The sequence below is a fragment of the Enterobacteriaceae bacterium Kacie_13 genome (assembly GCA_013457415.1).
In the GTDB taxonomy this organism is placed as follows: domain Bacteria; phylum Pseudomonadota; class Gammaproteobacteria; order Enterobacterales; family Enterobacteriaceae; genus Rahnella.
In genome coordinates this window covers 4,605,578-4,623,653 of sequence record CP045665.1, presented here as the reverse complement: position 1 = coordinate 4,623,653, position 18,076 = coordinate 4,605,578, and the positions used below count along the sequence as shown (strand labels likewise).

Here is an 18,076-nt window from a genome sequence, read left to right as displayed (position 1 = left end):
GATATTGAATAGTGTACTGGCTCGCAGCGATAAGCCATGATTATTTTTCACTGTATAGCTTGTTGATTACTAAAAATTTTCTATTATCAGATTTGTGACCTCGTTCGTCTGAACGCCGGTTTAGCTGCACATTTAAGGGTAGGCAATCTGATTTATTCGTGCATACTGTGCGCCTTTTAGTGGGCATCATTGGACTGAGCGCACGCATCGCTTACGGATGTTCGAGCAAAAAAGAAACGAAATATGAGCACTGAACATAAACGGTCACTCCCAGCAGTAACCCTGGCCGCCATTGGTGTGGTCTATGGCGACATTGGTACCAGTCCTCTCTATACCTTAAGAGAGTGTTTTTCCGGACACTATGGTTTCAATGTTGAGCCTAGCGTCGTATTTGGTTTTCTCTCTCTGATTTTCTGGATGCTAATCCTTATTGTGTCGCTCAAGTACCTCACGTACGTGATGCGGGCGGACAATGCGGGCGAAGGCGGTATTCTGACGCTGATGTCTTTGGCGGGCAGAAACACATCATCGCGCACCACGGCGGTGCTGGTGATACTTGGCCTGATCGGTGGCAGCTTCTTCTATGGCGAAGTGGTGATAACCCCTGCAATTTCTGTGCTTTCTGCGATGGAAGGTCTGGAGATAGCAGCGCCGTCACTCGATCCTTATATCGTTCCCCTTTCTATTACGGTCCTGACGCTGCTTTTCATTATTCAGAAACACGGTACTGGTATCGTGGGCAAACTTTTTGCCCCGGTGATGCTGGTCTGGTTCCTGACGCTCGCCGTCCTTGGCGTAAACAGCATCATGCAGAACCCTGAAGTTTTACGCGCCATGAACCCGATGTGGGCGGTTAACTTCTTCATCGAACATAAATCCTTCTCCTTCCTGGCACTCGGCGCTGTCGTTCTGTCGATTACTGGCGTGGAAGCGTTGTATGCCGATATGGGGCACTTCGGGAAATTCCCGATCCGTCTGGCTTGGTTCACGGTGGTATTGCCGTCTCTGGTGCTGAACTATTTCGGTCAGGGCGCGTTATTGCTGAAAAATCCGGAAGCGATCAAAAACCCCTTCTTCCTGCTGGCTCCTGACTGGGCATTAATTCCGTTACTGGTATTAGCCACATTAGCGACCATCATTGCTTCACAGGCCGTGATCTCCGGTGTGTTCTCTCTGACGCGTCAGGCGGTGCGACTGGGCTATTTACCGCCGATGCGCATCATTCACACCTCGGAAATGGAAGCGGGTCAGATTTATATCCCGGCCATTAACTGGTTGCTGTATTTCGCGGTGGTGATTGTGATCGCCAGCTTTGAGCACTCCAGTAATCTGGCGGCGGCGTACGGTATTGCCGTGACCGGTACGATGGTACTGACCAGTATTCTCTCTTGTACGGTGGCGCTGAAAAACTGGCACTGGAAACCGTTCCTGGTAGGCATTTTGCTGATCGGTCTGCTGTTTATGGATATCCCGCTGTTTGCCGCGAACGCCACCAAGTTGTTCTCCGGCGGCTGGCTGCCGCTGACACTCGGCCTGTGCATGTTTATCGTCATGACCACCTGGAAAAGTGAGCGCTTCCGTCTTATGCGTCGCATGAATGAACACGGGAATTCGCTGGAGGCAATGATTGCCTCGCTTGAGAAATCCCCGCCGGTTCGTGTTCCGGGAACGGCGGTGTATATGTCGCGCGCTATTAACGTCATTCCGTTTGCGTTGCTGCATAACCTCAAGCACAACAAAGTGTTGCATGAGCGCGTGGTGCTGCTTACGTTGCGAACAGAAGATGCACCTTATGTGCATAACGTCCGGCGTGTCACCATCGAGCAGCTGTCGCCGACGTTCTGGCGCGTGGTGGCAAGCTACGGGTTTAAAGAAACGCCGAACGTGGAAGAGATTTTCCACCGCTGCGGTTTGGAAGGGTTGCCGTGCCGGATGATGGAAACGTCGTTCTTTATGTCGCACGAATCGCTGATCCTCACCAAGCGACCGTGGTATCTCTACTTCCGCGGCAAACTGTTTATGGCGCTCAGCCGTAACGCCTTGCGCGCACCGGATCAGTTTGAGATCCCGCCGAACCGCGTTATCGAACTGGGTACGCAGGTGGAAATTTAGTCCTGCGTTTTGCCGCTGACAGGGTACCTTCGGGTACCCTGTTTTGTTTGTGTCTTCTCCTTCCTTAAATGACTAACTCAAATTGCCTTCCGATTTCTGAATCATCCAGCGAAACGTTTCGACGGCGATCACAATTCCATCACATCTTCGTTGCCTTGTGCGGCCAGTTTCATAAACTCATTGGTGAGCGAAACGTTTCGCTGTAGGAGTCAAAATGAAGAAGTCACCGCTGTTAAATGCCGAAATCTCAACTGTTATTGCCCGGTTAGGTCATACCGATCAGCTGGTTATTGGCGATGCCGGACTTCCGGTGCCAGCAGCTTGCCAGCGCATCGATCTGGCGCTGACCCAGGGAGTTCCCACCTTTTTACAAGTTCTAGAGGTAGTGACACACGAGATGCAGGTTGAGCGGGCTATCCTCGCAGAGGAAATCCTCACCAAAAATCCTCAACTCCATGAAGCGTTACTCGCCCGATTGACACAACTCGAACAACACCAGGGAAACACCATTGCTTTGGATTACGTCAGTCATGAGGCATTCAAAGCGCAAACCGAAAAAAGTCGGGCTGTCATTCGCAGCGGGGAATGTTCGCCGTACGCGAATGTGATCCTGTGTGCCGGCGTAACCTTCTGAGGCCTTTATGCAACCTTTGCTGCAACTGACAGGGATTGATAAAGCCTTTCCCGGCGTAAAAGCACTTTCCGGCGCGGCGCTCAGCGTTTATCCGGGACGTGTGATGGCGCTGGTGGGTGAAAACGGCGCGGGTAAATCCACGATGATGAAAGTGCTGACCGGCATCTACCAAAAAGATGCCGGCTCAGTATATTTCCTCGGCAAGGAAACCGCGTTCAGTGGCCCGAAAGCTTCGCAGGAAGCGGGCATCGGCATTATCCATCAGGAACTTAACCTGATCCCTCAGCTGACTATCGCTGAAAACATTTTTCTCGGCCGTGAGTTTGTAAACGGTTTTGGCCGCATCAACTGGAAAAAGATGTATGCCGAAGCGGACAAACTCCTGGCCCGCCTGAATCTGCGCTATAAAAGCGATCGTCTGGTCGGTGAATTATCGATTGGCGATCAGCAGATGGTCGAAATCGCCAAAGTGCTGAGCTTCGAATCCAAAGTCATCATTATGGATGAACCGACGGATGCGCTGACCGACACCGAAACAGCCTCCCTGTTTAACGTTATTCGCGAACTAAAAGCGGCTGGCTGCGGCGTGGTGTACATCTCTCACCGCATGAAAGAAATTTTTGAGATCTGCGATGACGTCACCGTATTCCGTGACGGGCAGTTTATCGCAGAGCGTCCGGTCAGTGAGCTGGAAGAAGATACGTTGATCGAAATGATGGTTGGCCGTCGTCTGGAAGAGCAATACCCACGCATCAACCACGAACGCGGCGCGCTGCGCTTGCAGGTTCGTGATGTCTGCGGACCGGGCGTGGATAACGTCAGCTTTGAGTTGTACAGCGGCGAAATCCTCGGTGTCTCGGGGCTGATGGGCGCTGGCCGCACCGAGCTGATGAAAATCCTCTACGGCGCGCTGCCGCGTAAGAGCGGGTACGTATCCCTCGATGGCCGCGAAGTGGTTACTCACTCGCCGCAGGATGGACTGGCGAACGGTATCGTCTATATCTCCGAAGATCGTAAACGCGATGGTTTAGTGCTCGGTATGTCAGTGAAGGAAAACATGTCGCTGACCGCGCTGCGCTATTTCAGCCACGGCGGTGGACGCCTCAAGCATGCCGATGAACAGCAGGCCGTTGGCGACTTCATTCGTCTCTTTAATATTAAAACGCCATCGATGATGCAGCCGATTGGTTTGCTCTCTGGCGGAAATCAGCAAAAAGTGGCGATTGCCCGCGGGTTAATGACGCGGCCAAAAGTCCTGATCCTCGACGAACCGACGCGCGGCGTTGACGTCGGTGCCAAAAAAGAAATTTACCAGCTTATTAACCAGTTCAAGCGCGAAGGGCTGAGCATCATTTTGGTTTCCTCAGAAATGCCGGAAGTGATCGGTATGAGCGACCGGGTTCTTGTGATGCATGAAGGTCATTTAAGCGGTGAATTCCCGATAGAACAGGCTACGCAAGAAGTGTTGATGGCAGCCGCTGTCGGCAAGCAATACCGCGTGACGCAGGAGTAATCAGATATGAGTTCTCAGACATTATCAGCCAAAAAACGCTGGATTAGTAAAGAGTGGTTGTTGGAGCAGAAGTCTCTGATTGCACTGCTGGTGTTGATTGCCGTGGTCTCTTCTATGAGCCCGAATTTCTTCACCGTGAATAACCTGTTTAACATTCTTCAGCAAACGTCCGTCAACGCCATTATGGCGGTGGGCATGACACTGGTGATCCTGACGTCAGGTATTGATTTATCCGTCGGTTCGTTGCTGGCGCTGACCGGTGCGGTTGCGGCCTCTATCGTCGGGCTGGAAGTGAATGCGCTGGTTGCCGTGGCGGGCGCGCTGGCGTTGGGCGCAGGTATCGGTGCCGTCACTGGCATGATTGTCGCCAAAGGTAAGGTGCAGGCGTTTATCGCCACGCTGGTCATGATGTTGCTGCTGCGCGGTATCACCATGGTGTACACCAACGGCAGCCCGATCAGCACCGGCTTTAATGATGTGGCAGATGTGTTTGGCTGGTTTGGTATCGGTCGCCCGCTGGGTATCCCGACGCCGGTCTGGCTGATGGCCGTGGTGTTTATCGCAGCCTGGTACATGCTGCATCACACCCGGTTAGGACGTTATATCTACGCGCTGGGCGGCAATGAATCCGCCACGCGTCTGTCAGGTATCAGCGTTGATAAAGTCAAAATTATCGTCTACTCCCTGTGTGGTTTGTTAGCCGCTCTGGCCAGTATCATTGAAGTGGCGCGTTTATCTTCTGCGCAGCCTAACGCGGGTACGGGTTACGAGCTGGATGCGATTGCCGCTGTTGTTTTAGGGGGAACCAGCCTGTCCGGGGGTAAGGGACGCATTGTGGGAACGCTGATCGGTGCATTGATCCTTGGTTTCCTGAATAACGGTTTGAACTTATTAGGTGTTTCTTCCTACTACCAGATGATCGTGAAAGCAGTTGTCATTCTGCTGGCGGTTCTGGTGGATAACAAAAGCAACAAATAACCTCTCCTACAGGACTTATGACCATGAATATGAAAAAACTGGCTGTCTGGGTTTCCGCCGCTGCGATCACCGCCTCTTTCAGTGCTAACGTAATGGCGAAAGACACTATCGCGCTGGTCGTTTCCACGCTGAATAACCCGTTCTTTGTTTCTATGAAAGACGGTGCGCAAAAAGAAGCCGACAAACTGGGCTACAACCTGATTGTTCTCGATTCGCAGAATAACCCGGCGAAAGAGCTGGCGAACGTGCAGGACCTGACAGTTCGCGGCACCAAGCTGATGCTGATCAACCCAACCGATTCTGATGCAGTAGGCAACGCTGTCGCGATGGCTAACCAGGCGAAAATCCCGGTGATCACCCTTGACCGTCAGGCGACCAAAGGTGTCGTTGCCAGCCACGTGGCGTCCGATAACGCTTTCGGCGGCAAAATGGCCGGCGACTACATCGCGAAGAAATTAGGCGAAAACGCCAAAGTGATCGAACTGGAAGGGATCGCCGGGACTTCCGTTGCCCGTGAGCGTGGTAAAGGTTTCGCTCAGGCCGCTGAAAAACACCATTTCCAGATCCTCGCCAGCCAGCCTGCTGACTTCGATCGCACGAAAGGCCTGAACGTTATGCAGAACCTGCTGACCGCGCATCAGGACGTACAAGCCGTCTTCGCTCAGAACGACGAAATGGCGTTGGGCGCATTGCGTGCCCTGCAAACTGCCGGTAAAACTGACGTTCTGGTTGTCGGCTTCGATGGCACAGAAGACGGTATCAAAGCGGTAAACAGCGGTAAAATGGGCGCGACTGTGGCACAACGTCCGGAACAAATAGGCGTGATAGGTGTTCAGACTGCTGACAAAGTGCTGAAAGGCGAAAAAGTCCCGGCTGTTATCCCTGTTGATTTGAAACTGGTTGCTCAGCCGTAATACCCGCATGACCGATGCTGTAACCCGCGCCTCCTTTTGGGGGCGCTCTTTGACTCAGGGATCTCCACATGAAAACAGGCAAACTGGTGGTACTCGGCAGTATCAACGCTGACCACATTCTGAATATCAACCACTTCCCGCAGCCGGGTGAAACGGTAATCGGTAAGCAGTACACCGTGGCTTTCGGTGGCAAAGGTGCGAATCAGGCGGTCGCCGCCGGTCGCAGTGGCGCAGATATTTCTTTTATTGCCTGTGTGGGGGACGATGATATTGGTGAGCGCGTGCGCAAACAGCTTGCCAGCGACCACATTGATACACTACCCGTCGAAGCCATCAAAGAGATGACCACCGGCGTCGCGCTGATTTTCGTGAATTCAGAAGGTGAGAATGTCATTGGTATTGATGCGGGGGCGAACAGTGCGGTCACGCCGGAATACCTCAATCGTTATAAACAACAAATCATCGATGCCTCTGCTTTATTAATGCAGCTGGAATCGCCGTTAGAGACGGTGATTGCGGCGGCGAAATTAGCCAAAGAAAACGGCACGCAGGTCATTCTCAATCCTGCCCCGGCCTGTGAATTGCCGGATGAGCTGCTGTCGCGGGTGGATATCATCACCCCGAATGAAACCGAAGCTGAGAAGCTGACCGGGATTAAGGTCGAGAATAATGATGATGCGTCTCGTGCAGCCAAAGCCCTGCACGATAAAGGCATCGCGACGGTTATTATCACGCTGGGCAGTAAAGGTGTCTGGCTGAGCCAAAACGAAGAAGGCAAGCTGGTGGCCGGATTCCGCGTCAAAGCCGTGGATACTATCGCCGCCGGTGATACTTTTAATGGCGCCCTGGTTACTGCGTTGCTGGAAGGTAAGGCGATGGACAGTGCGGTACGTTTTGCTCACGCCGCTGCCGCTATTGCTGTGACGCGTCCTGGCGCTCAGCCTTCCGTACCATGGCGCAGAGAAATCGACGATTTCCTCACGCAGCAGGAGGCCTGATTGGCCACCATGAAAGATGTCGCCCGCCTCGCGGGCGTTTCAACTTCCACAGTCTCCCACGTCATCAACAAAAATCGCTTTGTCAGTGATGCTGTCGCTGACAAGGTGAACGCTGCCGTTGAACAGCTCAACTACGCGCCCTCCGCGCTGGCGCGCAGCCTGAAACTGAATCAAACCCGCACCATCGGCATGTTACTGACTGCCAGCAGTAACCCGTTTTATGCAGAAGTAGTCCGCGGCGTTGAACGCAGTTGCTATGAACGTGGGTACAGCCTGATCTTATGTAATACCGACGGCGATGCTGAGCGCATGAACCGTAGTCTGGAAACGTTGCTGCAAAAGCGTGTAGATGGCCTGCTATTAATGTGTACTGAGAATCATCGGCCATCGAAAGATGCCATCAGCCGCTATCCTTCCTTACCGATTGTGATGATGGACTGGTCTCCATTTGATGGCGCAAATGATGTGATTCAGGACAACGCGCTTCTGGGCGGAGAGATGGCGACGGAGTATTTAATCCGTCAGGGCTATTGCAAAATTGCCTGCATCACCGGGCCGCTGGATAAAACCACCGCGCAGGAGCGGCTGAATGGTTATCGTCAGGCCATGAATAAAGCCGGTCTGGCAATCCCTCCGGGCTATGAAGTCAGCGGCGATTTTGAATTTGAAGGAGGCGTACCGGCAATGGAAAAACTTCTGTCGTTACCCGAGCCGCCTCATGCGGTCTTTGCGGGAAATGATGCAATGGCGGTCGGTGCGTATCAGGCGTTGTATCAACGTGGACTACGTGTTCCGGATGATGTGGCGGTAATTGGTTACGATGATATCCAGCTGGCGCAATATATGATGCCGCCGCTGACGACGATCCATCAGCCGAAAGATTCGCTGGGCGAACTGGCGGTCGATGCATTGTTACATCGTCTGCAAGACCCACAAGCGGAGCCACAGATTCTGGTGCTCACGCCGGAACTGGTAGTGCGTCAGTCTGTGGGATCATTCGTCGCTAAGTAAAAGACGCTGGCAGGCCAGTAACGCCGCAGGAGCATCGCTGGTAAGAATGGCATCTGTCAGGCGCTGATGATGTTCCAGCTTGATAACCTCATTGCCCGTGATTGCCCGGAAGTAACTCTGATAGACCGAACTGAATAAATTCGAGAACGACGTAAGGAACGGATTTTTCCCCGCTTCATAAATCAGTTGATGAAAGTGGGTATCCACCGTAATCCACCGTTCCCGGTCAAAGCTTTTGTGCAGCTGGCGCATTTCGTTCATATAGAGAGAAAGCTGAAGCTTTTGTTCTTTGCTGGCTGAGACAGCGGCTAACGCACAGGCCTGCGGTTCAAGCGCTCTGCGCAGCACGATAAAGTGCGCCATGACCTGATCGAAGTTTTCGCGCGTCATCCACCAGGTCAGTAAATCCTGATCAAGAAAGTTCCAGCTCGACTGAGGCATGACCCGCGTGCCAATGCGCGGACGGGGTAAAAGCATACCCTTTGCCGCCAGCGTCTTGACCGCTTCACGCACGGCTGTCCGGCTGACGCCAAAAATCTCCCCCAACTCATTCTCACCGGGAAGTATTGAACCCTCGGGATAATCGCCAGACAAAACACGTTGTGCAATCTTCTCTGCCAGTAAATAGGAAAGATTACGCTGAGCAGCTTGTTGATGTGCATTAAGTAGCATGAAGGGTATTCCTGAATGTCTTTCTCTTATTATAAAGCGAGTTTACTCCAGCTTAGGACTTTACACTGACGCGTTTTGGGCTTGGTTTGTTCGTAAATTATTCGTTTCGGGCTTTTTTGTCGAATTTGTGAACGGTTGATAAAATAATTGAAATTAAGGGTTGCGGCCTTCTGAGAACTCCCTATAATGCGCCTCCACTGACCGGGAACAACGACTCCTCTAACGAGAAACAAGTAGTCGCCCAGCCAGGAAGAATCAACCCGGTGAAAACACCGCATCTCGATGAGAAAATGGTTGACTCTTCAGTGGGAAAGCGTATTATCTGCCTCCCACGTTGCTGAGTTAAGTCTCGCAACGAACGCTCTTTAACAATTTATCAGACAATCTGTGTGGGCACTCACAAGACGATATCAGCCACCTCGGTGGCAAAAAAATATCAAGTCTTAGAGTGACCAAGCAGTAATTCATTTAGTTGAATTATTACGAAGTAATCTTTGAGCACCGCTTAACGTGTTTAAGCAAATCGAACTTTTAATTGAAGAGTTTGATCATGGCTCAGATTGAACGCTGGCGGCAGGCCTAACACATGCAAGTCGAGCGGTAGCACGGGAGAGCTTGCTCTCTGGGTGACGAGCGGCGGACGGGTGAGTAATGTCTGGGAAACTGCCTGATGGAGGGGGATAACTACTGGAAACGGTAGCTAATACCGCATGACCTCGCAAGAGCAAAGTGGGGGACCTTCGGGCCTCACGCCATCGGATGTGCCCAGATGGGATTAGCTAGTAGGTGGGGTAATGGCTCACCTAGGCGACGATCCCTAGCTGGTCTGAGAGGATGACCAGCCACACTGGAACTGAGACACGGTCCAGACTCCTACGGGAGGCAGCAGTGGGGAATATTGCACAATGGGCGCAAGCCTGATGCAGCCATGCCGCGTGTGTGAAGAAGGCCTTAGGGTTGTAAAGCACTTTCAGCGAGGAGGAAGGCGCTGTAGTTAATAGCTGCAGCGATTGACGTTACTCGCAGAAGAAGCACCGGCTAACTCCGTGCCAGCAGCCGCGGTAATACGGAGGGTGCAAGCGTTAATCGGAATTACTGGGCGTAAAGCGCACGCAGGCGGTTTGTTAAGTCAGATGTGAAATCCCCGAGCTTAACTTGGGAACTGCATTTGAAACTGGCAAGCTAGAGTCTTGTAGAGGGGGGTAGAATTCCAGGTGTAGCGGTGAAATGCGTAGAGATCTGGAGGAATACCGGTGGCGAAGGCGGCCCCCTGGACAAAGACTGACGCTCAGGTGCGAAAGCGTGGGGAGCAAACAGGATTAGATACCCTGGTAGTCCACGCTGTAAACGATGTCGACTTGGAGGTTGTGCCCTTGAGGCGTGGCTTCCGGAGCTAACGCGTTAAGTCGACCGCCTGGGGAGTACGGCCGCAAGGTTAAAACTCAAATGAATTGACGGGGGCCCGCACAAGCGGTGGAGCATGTGGTTTAATTCGATGCAACGCGAAGAACCTTACCTACTCTTGACATCCACGGAATTCGCTAGAGATAGCTTAGTGCCTTCGGGAACCGTGAGACAGGTGCTGCATGGCTGTCGTCAGCTCGTGTTGTGAAATGTTGGGTTAAGTCCCGCAACGAGCGCAACCCTTATCCTTTGTTGCCAGCGAGTCATGTCGGGAACTCAAAGGAGACTGCCGGTGATAAACCGGAGGAAGGTGGGGATGACGTCAAGTCATCATGGCCCTTACGAGTAGGGCTACACACGTGCTACAATGGCATATACAAAGAGAAGCAAACTCGCGAGAGCAAGCGGACCTCATAAAGTATGTCGTAGTCCGGATTGGAGTCTGCAACTCGACTCCATGAAGTCGGAATCGCTAGTAATCGTAGATCAGAATGCTACGGTGAATACGTTCCCGGGCCTTGTACACACCGCCCGTCACACCATGGGAGTGGGTTGCAAAAGAAGTAGGTAGCTTAACCTTCGGGAGGGCGCTTACCACTTTGTGATTCATGACTGGGGTGAAGTCGTAACAAGGTAACCGTAGGGGAACCTGCGGTTGGATCACCTCCTTACCTAAAGATACGCATTGTGCAGTGTCCACACAGATTGTCTGATGAAATTAATGAGCAAGAGCACCTGTTGATGCGGTAAGGGAGACCTTACGCTGATGCGAAAAGTGCCAAGCCCTTTACGGGGTCTGGTGCGGATTTTTCGTGTCCCCATCGTCTAGAGGCCTAGGACACTGCCCTTTCACGGCTGTAACAGGGGTTCGAATCCCCTTGGGGACGCCACTCCGATAATGTGTGAAAGACATTATCACCTGAATATCTTAAAGATGACTTTAACGAGTCGTGTTTAAGATATTGCTCTTTAACAATCTGGAACAAGCTGAAAATTGAAAGATTACAGCTGAACATCACTCTCCGTAGAAGTACTGAGTGGTGCTTTTGTCTGTAATAGAGTCTCTCAAATAATCGCAGCGCGATGATGTCTTTAAGACACCTTCGGGTTGTGAGGTTAAGCGACTAAGCGTACACGGTGGATGCCTAGGCAGTCAGAGGCGATGAAGGGCGTGCTAATCTGCGAAAAGCGTCGGTAAGGTGATATGAACCGTTATAACCGACGATACCCGAATGGGGAAACCCAGTGTGTTTCGACACACTATTGCATGGTGAATACATAGCCATGCAAGGCGAACCGGGGGAACTGAAACATCTAAGTACCCCGAGGAAAAGAAATCAACCGAGATTCCCCCAGTAGCGGCGAGCGAACGGGGAAGAGCCCAGAACCTGAATCAGTTTGTGCATTAGTGGAAGCGTCTGGAAAGTCGCACAGTATAGGGTGATAGTCCCGTACACAAAAATGCACTTGTTGTGAGTTCGATGAGTAGGGCGGGACACGTGACATCCTGTCTGAATATGGGGGGACCATCCTCCAAGGCTAAATACTCCTGACTGACCGATAGTGAACCAGTACCGTGAGGGAAAGGCGAAAAGAACCCCGGCGAGGGGAGTGAAATAGAACCTGAAACCGTGTACGTACAAGCAGTGGGAGCCTACTTTGTTGGGTGACTGCGTACCTTTTGTATAATGGGTCAGCGACTTATATTTTGTAGCAAGGTTAACCGAATAGGGGAGCCGTAGGGAAACCGAGTCTTAACTGGGCGTCAAGTTGCAAGGTATAGACCCGAAACCCGGTGATCTAGCCATGGGCAGGTTGAAGGTTGGGTAACACTAACTGGAGGACCGAACCGACTAATGTTGAAAAATTAGCGGATGACTTGTGGCTGGGGGTGAAAGGCCAATCAAACCGGGAGATAGCTGGTTCTCCCCGAAAGCTATTTAGGTAGCGCCTCGTGAACTCATCTTCGGGGGTAGAGCACTGTTTCGACTAGGGGGCCATCCCGGCTTACCAACTCGATGCAAACTCCGAATACCGAAGAATGTTATCACGGGAGACACACGGCGGGTGCTAACGTCCGTCGTGAAGAGGGAAACAACCCAGACCGCCAGCTAAGGTCCCAAAGTCATGGTTAAGTGGGAAACGATGTGGGAAGGCATAGACAGCCAGGATGTTGGCTTAGAAGCAGCCATCATTTAAAGAAAGCGTAATAGCTCACTGGTCGAGTCGGCCTGCGCGGAAGATGTAACGGGGCTAAACCATGCACCGAAGCTGCGGCAGCGACGCTTAGGCGTTGTTGGGTAGGGGAGCGTTCTGTAAGCCGTCGAAGGTGACCTGTGAGGGTTGCTGGAGGTATCAGAAGTGCGAATGCTGACATAAGTAACGATAATGCGGGTGAAAAACCCGCACGCCGGAAGACCAAGGGTTCCTGTCCAACGTTAATCGGGGCAGGGTGAGTCGACCCCTAAGGCGAGGCTGAAAAGCGTAGTCGATGGGAAGCTGGTTAATATTCCAGCACTTGGTGTTACTGCGAAGGGGGGACGGAGAAGGCTAGGCTAGCCGGGCGACGGTTGTCCCGGTTCAAGCGTGTAGGGGGTGTGACTTGGTAAATCCGGTTGCATATTAACCCTGAGGCGTGATAACGAGCCACTACGGTGGTGAAGTAGTTGATGCCATGCTTCCAGGAAAAGCCTCTAAGCTCCAGGTAACACGAAATCGTACCCCAAACCGACACAGGTGGTCAGGTAGAGAATACTCAGGCGCTTGAGAGAACTCGGGTGAAGGAACTAGGCAAAATGGTGCCGTAACTTCGGGAGAAGGCACGCTGGCACGTAGGTGAAGAGACTTGCTCTCGGAGCCGAAGCCAGTCGCAGATACCAGCTGGCTGCAACTGTTTAATAAAAACACAGCACTGTGCAAACACGAAAGTGGACGTATACGGTGTGACGCCTGCCCGGTGCCGGAAGGTTAATTGATGGGGTTAGCAGCAATGCGAAGCTCTTGATCGAAGCCCCGGTAAACGGCGGCCGTAACTATAACGGTCCTAAGGTAGCGAAATTCCTTGTCGGGTAAGTTCCGACCTGCACGAATGGCGTAATGATGGCCAGGCTGTCTCCACCCGAGACTCAGTGAAATTGAACTCGCTGTGAAGATGCAGTGTACCCGCGGCAAGACGGAAAGACCCCGTGAACCTTTACTATAGCTTGACACTGAACATTGAGCCTTGATGTGTAGGATAGGTGGGAGGCTTTGAAGCGTGGACGCCAGTCTGCGTGGAGCCAACCTTGAAATACCACCCTTTAATGTTTGATGTTCTAACTCGGCCCCGTAATCCGGGGTGAGGACAGTGTCTGGTGGGTAGTTTGACTGGGGCGGTCTCCTCCTAAAGAGTAACGGAGGAGCACGAAGGTTAGCTAATCACGGTCGGACATCGTGAGGTTAGTGCAATGGCATAAGCTAGCTTGACTGCGAGAGTGACGGCTCGAGCAGGTACGAAAGTAGGTCATAGTGATCCGGTGGTTCTGAATGGAAGGGCCATCGCTCAACGGATAAAAGGTACTCCGGGGATAACAGGCTGATACCGCCCAAGAGTTCATATCGACGGCGGTGTTTGGCACCTCGATGTCGGCTCATCACATCCTGGGGCTGAAGTAGGTCCCAAGGGTACGGCTGTTCGCCGTTTAAAGTGGTACGCGAGCTGGGTTTAGAACGTCGTGAGACAGTTCGGTCCCTATCTGCCGTGGGCGTTGGAAGATTGAGAGGGGCTGCTCCTAGTACGAGAGGACCGGAGTGGACGCATCACTGGTGTTCGGGTTGTCATGCCAATGGCATTGCCCGGTAGCTAAATGCGGAAAAGATAAGCGCTGAAAGCATCTAAGCGCGAAACTTGCCTCGAGATGAGTCTTCCCTGTGGCTTTAAGCCACCTGAAGGGACGTTTAAGACTAAGACGTTGATAGGCTGGGTGTGTAAGTGCAGCGATGCATTGAGCTAACCAGTACTAATGACCCGAGAGGCTTAACCTTACAACACCAAAGGTGTTTTTAGAGAGACTCAGCTGCGCGCGAGCGTGGAGAAGTAGATTTTCAGCGAATGTTCCGAGATTGGTTCGTACGGCGGGGTGTGTATAGCACAATGCGGTATGGATGAAACAGAATTTGCCTGGCGGCAGTAGCGCGGTGGTCCCACCTGACCCCATGCCGAACTCAGAAGTGAAACGCCGTAGCGCCGATGGTAGTGTGGGGTCTCCCCATGCGAGAGTAGGGAACTGCCAGGCATCAAATAAAGACAAAAGCCCCGTACGAAAGTACGGGGCTTTTGTCTGTCTGGGATTCGTGGAGAGGTGAAGGGAAAAGTGCAGAAAACGCCTGCTATTTGCACTGGTTTTCGAGCCACGCGACAATAAATTCACCAACTTCATCGATCTTATTAAGATCAAGTATTGGAATTGATTTGCAATCGTGTGCCGATGAACGATTACTGGCCACGGCAATGACATGATAATCCATCAGCTGCTCTAGAGATCTGCCATTTTCCTCTCTGTGCAGCACAATTTTGTCTATTTTTTCGTGTTTAAACCCTTCAACCAAAATCATATCCAGATTATTACGATTAAAGCGTGATGCCAGGTACCCCAGATCGAGTGTTTCCTGGTGTGGTGTTTCTGTCATTAAAGCCCATCGATGACTGCTGGCGACCATCGTCTGGTCAGCTCCCGCCTTTCTCAGCTGATAACTGTCTTTACCGGGCGTATCAACGTCAACGTCATGATGAGTGTGCTTTATCAGTCCGGTGCGAATCCCGCGCCCACGTAAAAATGGTATCAGTTGTTTCAATAAAGTCGTTTTACCTGTTCCGCTGTAGGCGACTATTCCGAGCAGGGGTATATCTTGTTTCTTCATTGTGGAAGCCCTGTCCGACTGCTCTGCCATAGTAAAACATCCTCCGGCGTATTGAGGTTGGAGAAGTGCGAAGCATCCTGAAATAGAACGGTTTTAGCATCAATATCATGGAAGAAAATCATCAACCTCCGGTCACCATTCTCCAGATATGTGTTTAGTGCCGGGATAAGACTACGGTTTAGCAGACAAAGAGTAGGGTGCTCCCGCACAGGATCTCGCGCATAGACGGCTTGCCCGCCTGCAATTTCCGCCAAAAAAGAATCTGCTAAGTTATCTGGAAATCCAGGGACATCACAAGGCACGAACAACATCCATTCCGTTTTGCTCACTGTCAAAGCGGCCAACATGCCGGCGAGCGGGCCGGAGAAATTCTGGATAAGATCAGGGACAGTGCGGAAATCTTTGCCGTACCGATCAGTGTTCTGATTGCAGCTGATCAGGATCTCTCCTACTTGTGGACTAAGCCTTTCAGCGATGTGTTCAAAGAGAGGCTTATCGTTAACCTTAACCAGCCCCTTATCCTCTCCCATCCTGCTTGACCGGCCACCGGCTAAAATAACACCGGTAATACAGCTGCGCTCCATGATATGCCCCTGTTTAAGTCTCAGTATTCTGATCATTGTAACGTCTAACTTCCGGCATAAGCAGGTTTAACTTTGCCGCGATAAGCTTGTTCTTTCACTAAGTAAATAACCCTGTTATTTTTAAGGTCTGATTAATACGGAACGAGAACATCATGAAAGAACATCGCGTAAACGAGTTGATTGACTTACTGCACCCGGCATGGAAAGAAGACTGCGACCTTAACCTGATGGAGTTTATTCAGAAACTGGCGGGAGAGTGCGGATATCAGGGACCATTAACGGAATTGAGCGACGACACCTTAATTTATCACCTTAAAATGCGTGGCACTGACAGCTCAGCGGAAATCCCTGGTCTGAAGAAAGACTACGAGGATGATTTTAAAACGGCACTTCTGCGTGCCCGCGGTGTGATTAAAGATTGATGTAAACTTATGTGAACTTCATGCGAACCGCGAAAAATAGATGATACTATTTCCCATCGTCATTTTTCTGCGCGGCCAATCCGAATGAAGTTATGAATAATTCAGCTTTCAATTTTCAGGCATTGTCGCCGGATCTTATCCTTGATGCGCTAGAGAGTGTCGGTCTGCGTGCAGAGTCCGGCCTCACTGCATTAAACAGCTATGAGAATCGGGTATATCAGTTTCTCTGCGAAGACAGAAAACGCTATGTGGTGAAGTTCTATCGTCCAGAGCGCTGGACTGAAGAGCAGATTCATGAAGAGCACCGTTTTTCACACGATATGTCTGAGGCTGAAATACCTGCAGTAGCCCCGCTTACCATCAATGAAAATACATTACATCATCATCAGGGTTACATGTTTACCGTGTTTCCCAGCGTGGGTGGTCGCCAGTATGAAATCGATAACCTCGACCAGTTGGAGTGGGTTGGGCGTTTTTTGGGCCGTATTCATCAGGTAGGCAAAGAAAGTCTCTTTACTGCCCGCCCGACAATGGGTCTTGATGAATATTTTACGCAACCGCGTGAAGTACTCGCAAAATGTCCATTGATCCCCAAAAGCCTGCGTGAGCCTTTCTTACAGGCAACAGATAATCTGATCAACACGACAAAAGAGTATTGGCATTCTGACTGGCAGCCGCTGCGTCTGCATGGGGATTGTCATCCAGGGAATATTCTCTGGCGTGATGGCCCGCTTTTTGTCGATATGGATGATGCGCGCAATGGCCCGGCTATACAGGATCTCTGGATGTTGCTTCACGGTGATCAAAGCGAACAGCGCCTTCAGTTGGATGTTTTGCTGGAAGCATATGAAGAATTCGCTGATTTCGATGCCCGCGAACTGACATTAATTGAACCACTGCGTGCGATGCGCATGGTCTATTATCTGGCCTGGGTTGCTCGTCGCTGGGAAGATCCTGCATTTCCTAAAAGTTTTCCGTGGATGACGGATGAAGACTTTTGGCGAGGTCAGATCGCTGCTTTTAATGAGCAAATTAAGAAACTAAAGGCACCTCCTTTGCAGTTGATGCCAATGTATTGAGTATGATTAACGTCGAAGTTTAATTAATTGGAGATAGGCTTTATATGAAAAAGATATTCCTGGCACTGGTTGGTATGGTTATGGCCTTCAGTGTATCTGCGGCACAATTTTCAGATGGTGCACAGTACGTTACTTTAGATAAAACCGTTGCTAATGAGCCACAGGTACTCGAGTTCTTCTCATTTTATTGCCCACACTGTTATCAGTTTGAACAAGTCTGGCATGTATCTGACAACATCCGTAAGAACCTGCCTAAAGATGTTAAATACGCCAAATACCACGTTGAATTCCTGGGCCCGTTAGGTAAACAATTAACTCAGGCGTGGGCTGTGGCCATCGCGCTGGGTGTAGAAGATAAAGTCAGCCCGCTGATGTTTGATGCCGTGCAGAAGCAACAGTCTGTGCAGAATGCTGATGATATTCGTAAAGTCTTTATTCAGGCCGGAGTGAAAGGCGAAGATTACGATGCGGCACTAAACAGCTTCGTGGTGAAATCTCTTGTTGTACAACAAGAGAAAGCCGCCGCTGACCTGGGTCTGCAAGGCGTTCCCTCTGTATTTGTAAATGGCAAATATATGGTGAAAAACGACGGCCTTGATACTAGTTCTATGGATATGTATGTCAAACAATATTCAGATGTGATCAATTTCCTGGCGACCAAAAAATAAGAATTATCATCCCAATGCCAGCTAACAAGCTGGCATTATATCCTCTAAAAATGGATATTTTGTCTTAAGTAAAAACCTGAAATATAAATGATTTTAATTATGTTCCACTTCCGATGAATATTACTATCCACAATACCTATTAAGTTTCTATTACATCAATGTTTCACGTAAAAACTCGATAACCTGAT

The 18,076-nt window shown here is 50.9% G+C and carries 13 protein-coding genes, 1 tRNA gene and 3 rRNA genes; 14 read left to right on the top strand and 3 right to left on the bottom strand.

Going from position 1 to position 18,076, the window contains the following annotated elements; translation table 11 throughout:
• The first annotated feature begins 243 nt into the window (after positions 1–243).
• The 7 genes from GE278_21200 (at position 244) to rbsR (ending at position 8,160) form a co-directional block, all read left to right on the top strand.
• Positions 244–2,112, top strand: coding sequence for a low affinity potassium transporter Kup (locus GE278_21200; GenBank protein QLK63112.1), 1,869 nt, complete (start codon positions 244–246; stop codon positions 2,110–2,112).
• 214 nt (positions 2,113–2,326) lie between these two features.
• Positions 2,327–2,746, top strand: coding sequence for a D-ribose pyranase (gene rbsD, locus GE278_21195; GenBank protein ID QLK63111.1), 420 nt, complete (start codon positions 2,327–2,329; stop codon positions 2,744–2,746).
• 7 nt (positions 2,747–2,753) lie between these two features.
• Positions 2,754–4,259: a ribose ABC transporter ATP-binding protein RbsA gene (gene rbsA, locus GE278_21190; protein ID QLK63110.1), complete on the top strand. Its 1,506-nt coding sequence runs from the start codon at positions 2,754–2,756 to the stop codon at positions 4,257–4,259.
• Positions 4,260–4,265: 6 nt separating this feature from the next.
• Complete coding sequence (gene rbsC, locus GE278_21185; GenBank protein QLK63109.1) at positions 4,266–5,237, top strand: ribose ABC transporter permease; 972 nt, start codon at positions 4,266–4,268, stop codon at positions 5,235–5,237.
• A gap of 23 nt (positions 5,238–5,260) precedes the next feature.
• On the top strand, positions 5,261–6,151 hold the full coding sequence (gene rbsB, locus GE278_21180) for a ribose ABC transporter substrate-binding protein RbsB (protein QLK63108.1): 891 nt from the start codon (positions 5,261–5,263) through the stop codon (positions 6,149–6,151).
• Positions 6,152–6,219: 68 nt separating this feature from the next.
• Entirely contained in the window at positions 6,220–7,149 is a 930-nt protein-coding gene (rbsK, locus tag GE278_21175) for a ribokinase (protein ID QLK63107.1), read from the top strand.
• Positions 7,150–8,160, top strand: a complete 1,011-nt coding sequence (gene rbsR / locus GE278_21170; protein ID QLK63106.1) for a ribose operon transcriptional repressor RbsR — start codon at positions 7,150–7,152, stop codon at positions 8,158–8,160.
• Here the strand turns inward: rbsR and GE278_21165 are convergent.
• A complete protein-coding gene (locus GE278_21165; GenBank protein QLK63105.1) occupies positions 8,143–8,832 on the bottom strand; it encodes an FCD domain-containing protein in 690 nt (229 codons plus the stop codon). The genes rbsR and GE278_21165 overlap by 18 nt on opposite strands.
• A 531-nt stretch (positions 8,833–9,363) precedes the next feature.
• Between GE278_21165 and GE278_21160 the strand changes: the two genes are divergently transcribed.
• The 4 genes from GE278_21160 to rrf all read left to right on the top strand — a co-directional run bounded on the left by GE278_21160 (position 9,364) and on the right by rrf (position 14,510).
• Positions 9,364–10,915 (top strand): 16S ribosomal RNA (locus GE278_21160).
• 135 nt (positions 10,916–11,050) lie between these two features.
• Positions 11,051–11,126: transfer RNA gene (locus GE278_21155), tRNA-Glu, on the top strand.
• Positions 11,127–11,341: 215 nt separating this feature from the next.
• Positions 11,342–14,277: ribosomal RNA gene (locus tag GE278_21150) — 23S ribosomal RNA — on the top strand.
• A 117-nt stretch (positions 14,278–14,394) separates the two neighbouring features.
• Positions 14,395–14,510, top strand: a 5S ribosomal RNA gene (gene rrf, locus GE278_21145).
• The 16S, 23S and 5S rRNA genes sit together here with 1 tRNA gene alongside, the layout of an rRNA operon.
• A 94-nt stretch (positions 14,511–14,604) precedes the next feature.
• Here the strand turns inward: rrf and mobB are convergent.
• Both mobB and mobA read right to left on the bottom strand, forming a co-directional pair.
• Positions 14,605–15,135 carry a molybdopterin-guanine dinucleotide biosynthesis protein B gene (gene mobB / locus GE278_21140; GenBank protein QLK63104.1) on the bottom strand — a complete coding sequence of 177 codons (531 nt, stop codon included), beginning with the start codon at positions 15,133–15,135 and terminating at the stop codon, positions 14,605–14,607.
• Positions 15,132–15,719, bottom strand: a complete 588-nt coding sequence (mobA, locus tag GE278_21135) for a molybdenum cofactor guanylyltransferase MobA (GenBank protein QLK63103.1) — start codon at positions 15,717–15,719, stop codon at positions 15,132–15,134. Before mobA ends, mobB begins: the two co-directional genes overlap by 4 nt.
• Before the next feature lie 152 nt (positions 15,720–15,871).
• On the opposite strand from mobA, the gene GE278_21130 reads away from it, so the two are divergent.
• From GE278_21130 to dsbA, 3 genes are all read left to right on the top strand, one after another.
• Positions 15,872–16,141: a DUF1040 family protein gene (locus GE278_21130; protein ID QLK63102.1), complete on the top strand. Its 270-nt coding sequence runs from the start codon at positions 15,872–15,874 to the stop codon at positions 16,139–16,141.
• Positions 16,142–16,233: 92 nt separating this feature from the next.
• The gene (locus GE278_21125; protein ID QLK63101.1) at positions 16,234–17,220 is read left to right on the top strand and encodes a serine/threonine protein kinase; all 987 of its coding nucleotides are present in this window, start codon (positions 16,234–16,236) and stop codon (positions 17,218–17,220) included.
• A 44-nt stretch (positions 17,221–17,264) separates the two neighbouring features.
• Entirely contained in the window at positions 17,265–17,888 is a 624-nt protein-coding gene (gene dsbA / locus GE278_21120) for a thiol:disulfide interchange protein DsbA (protein QLK63100.1), read from the top strand.
• Positions 17,889–18,076: the final 188 nt, after the last annotated feature.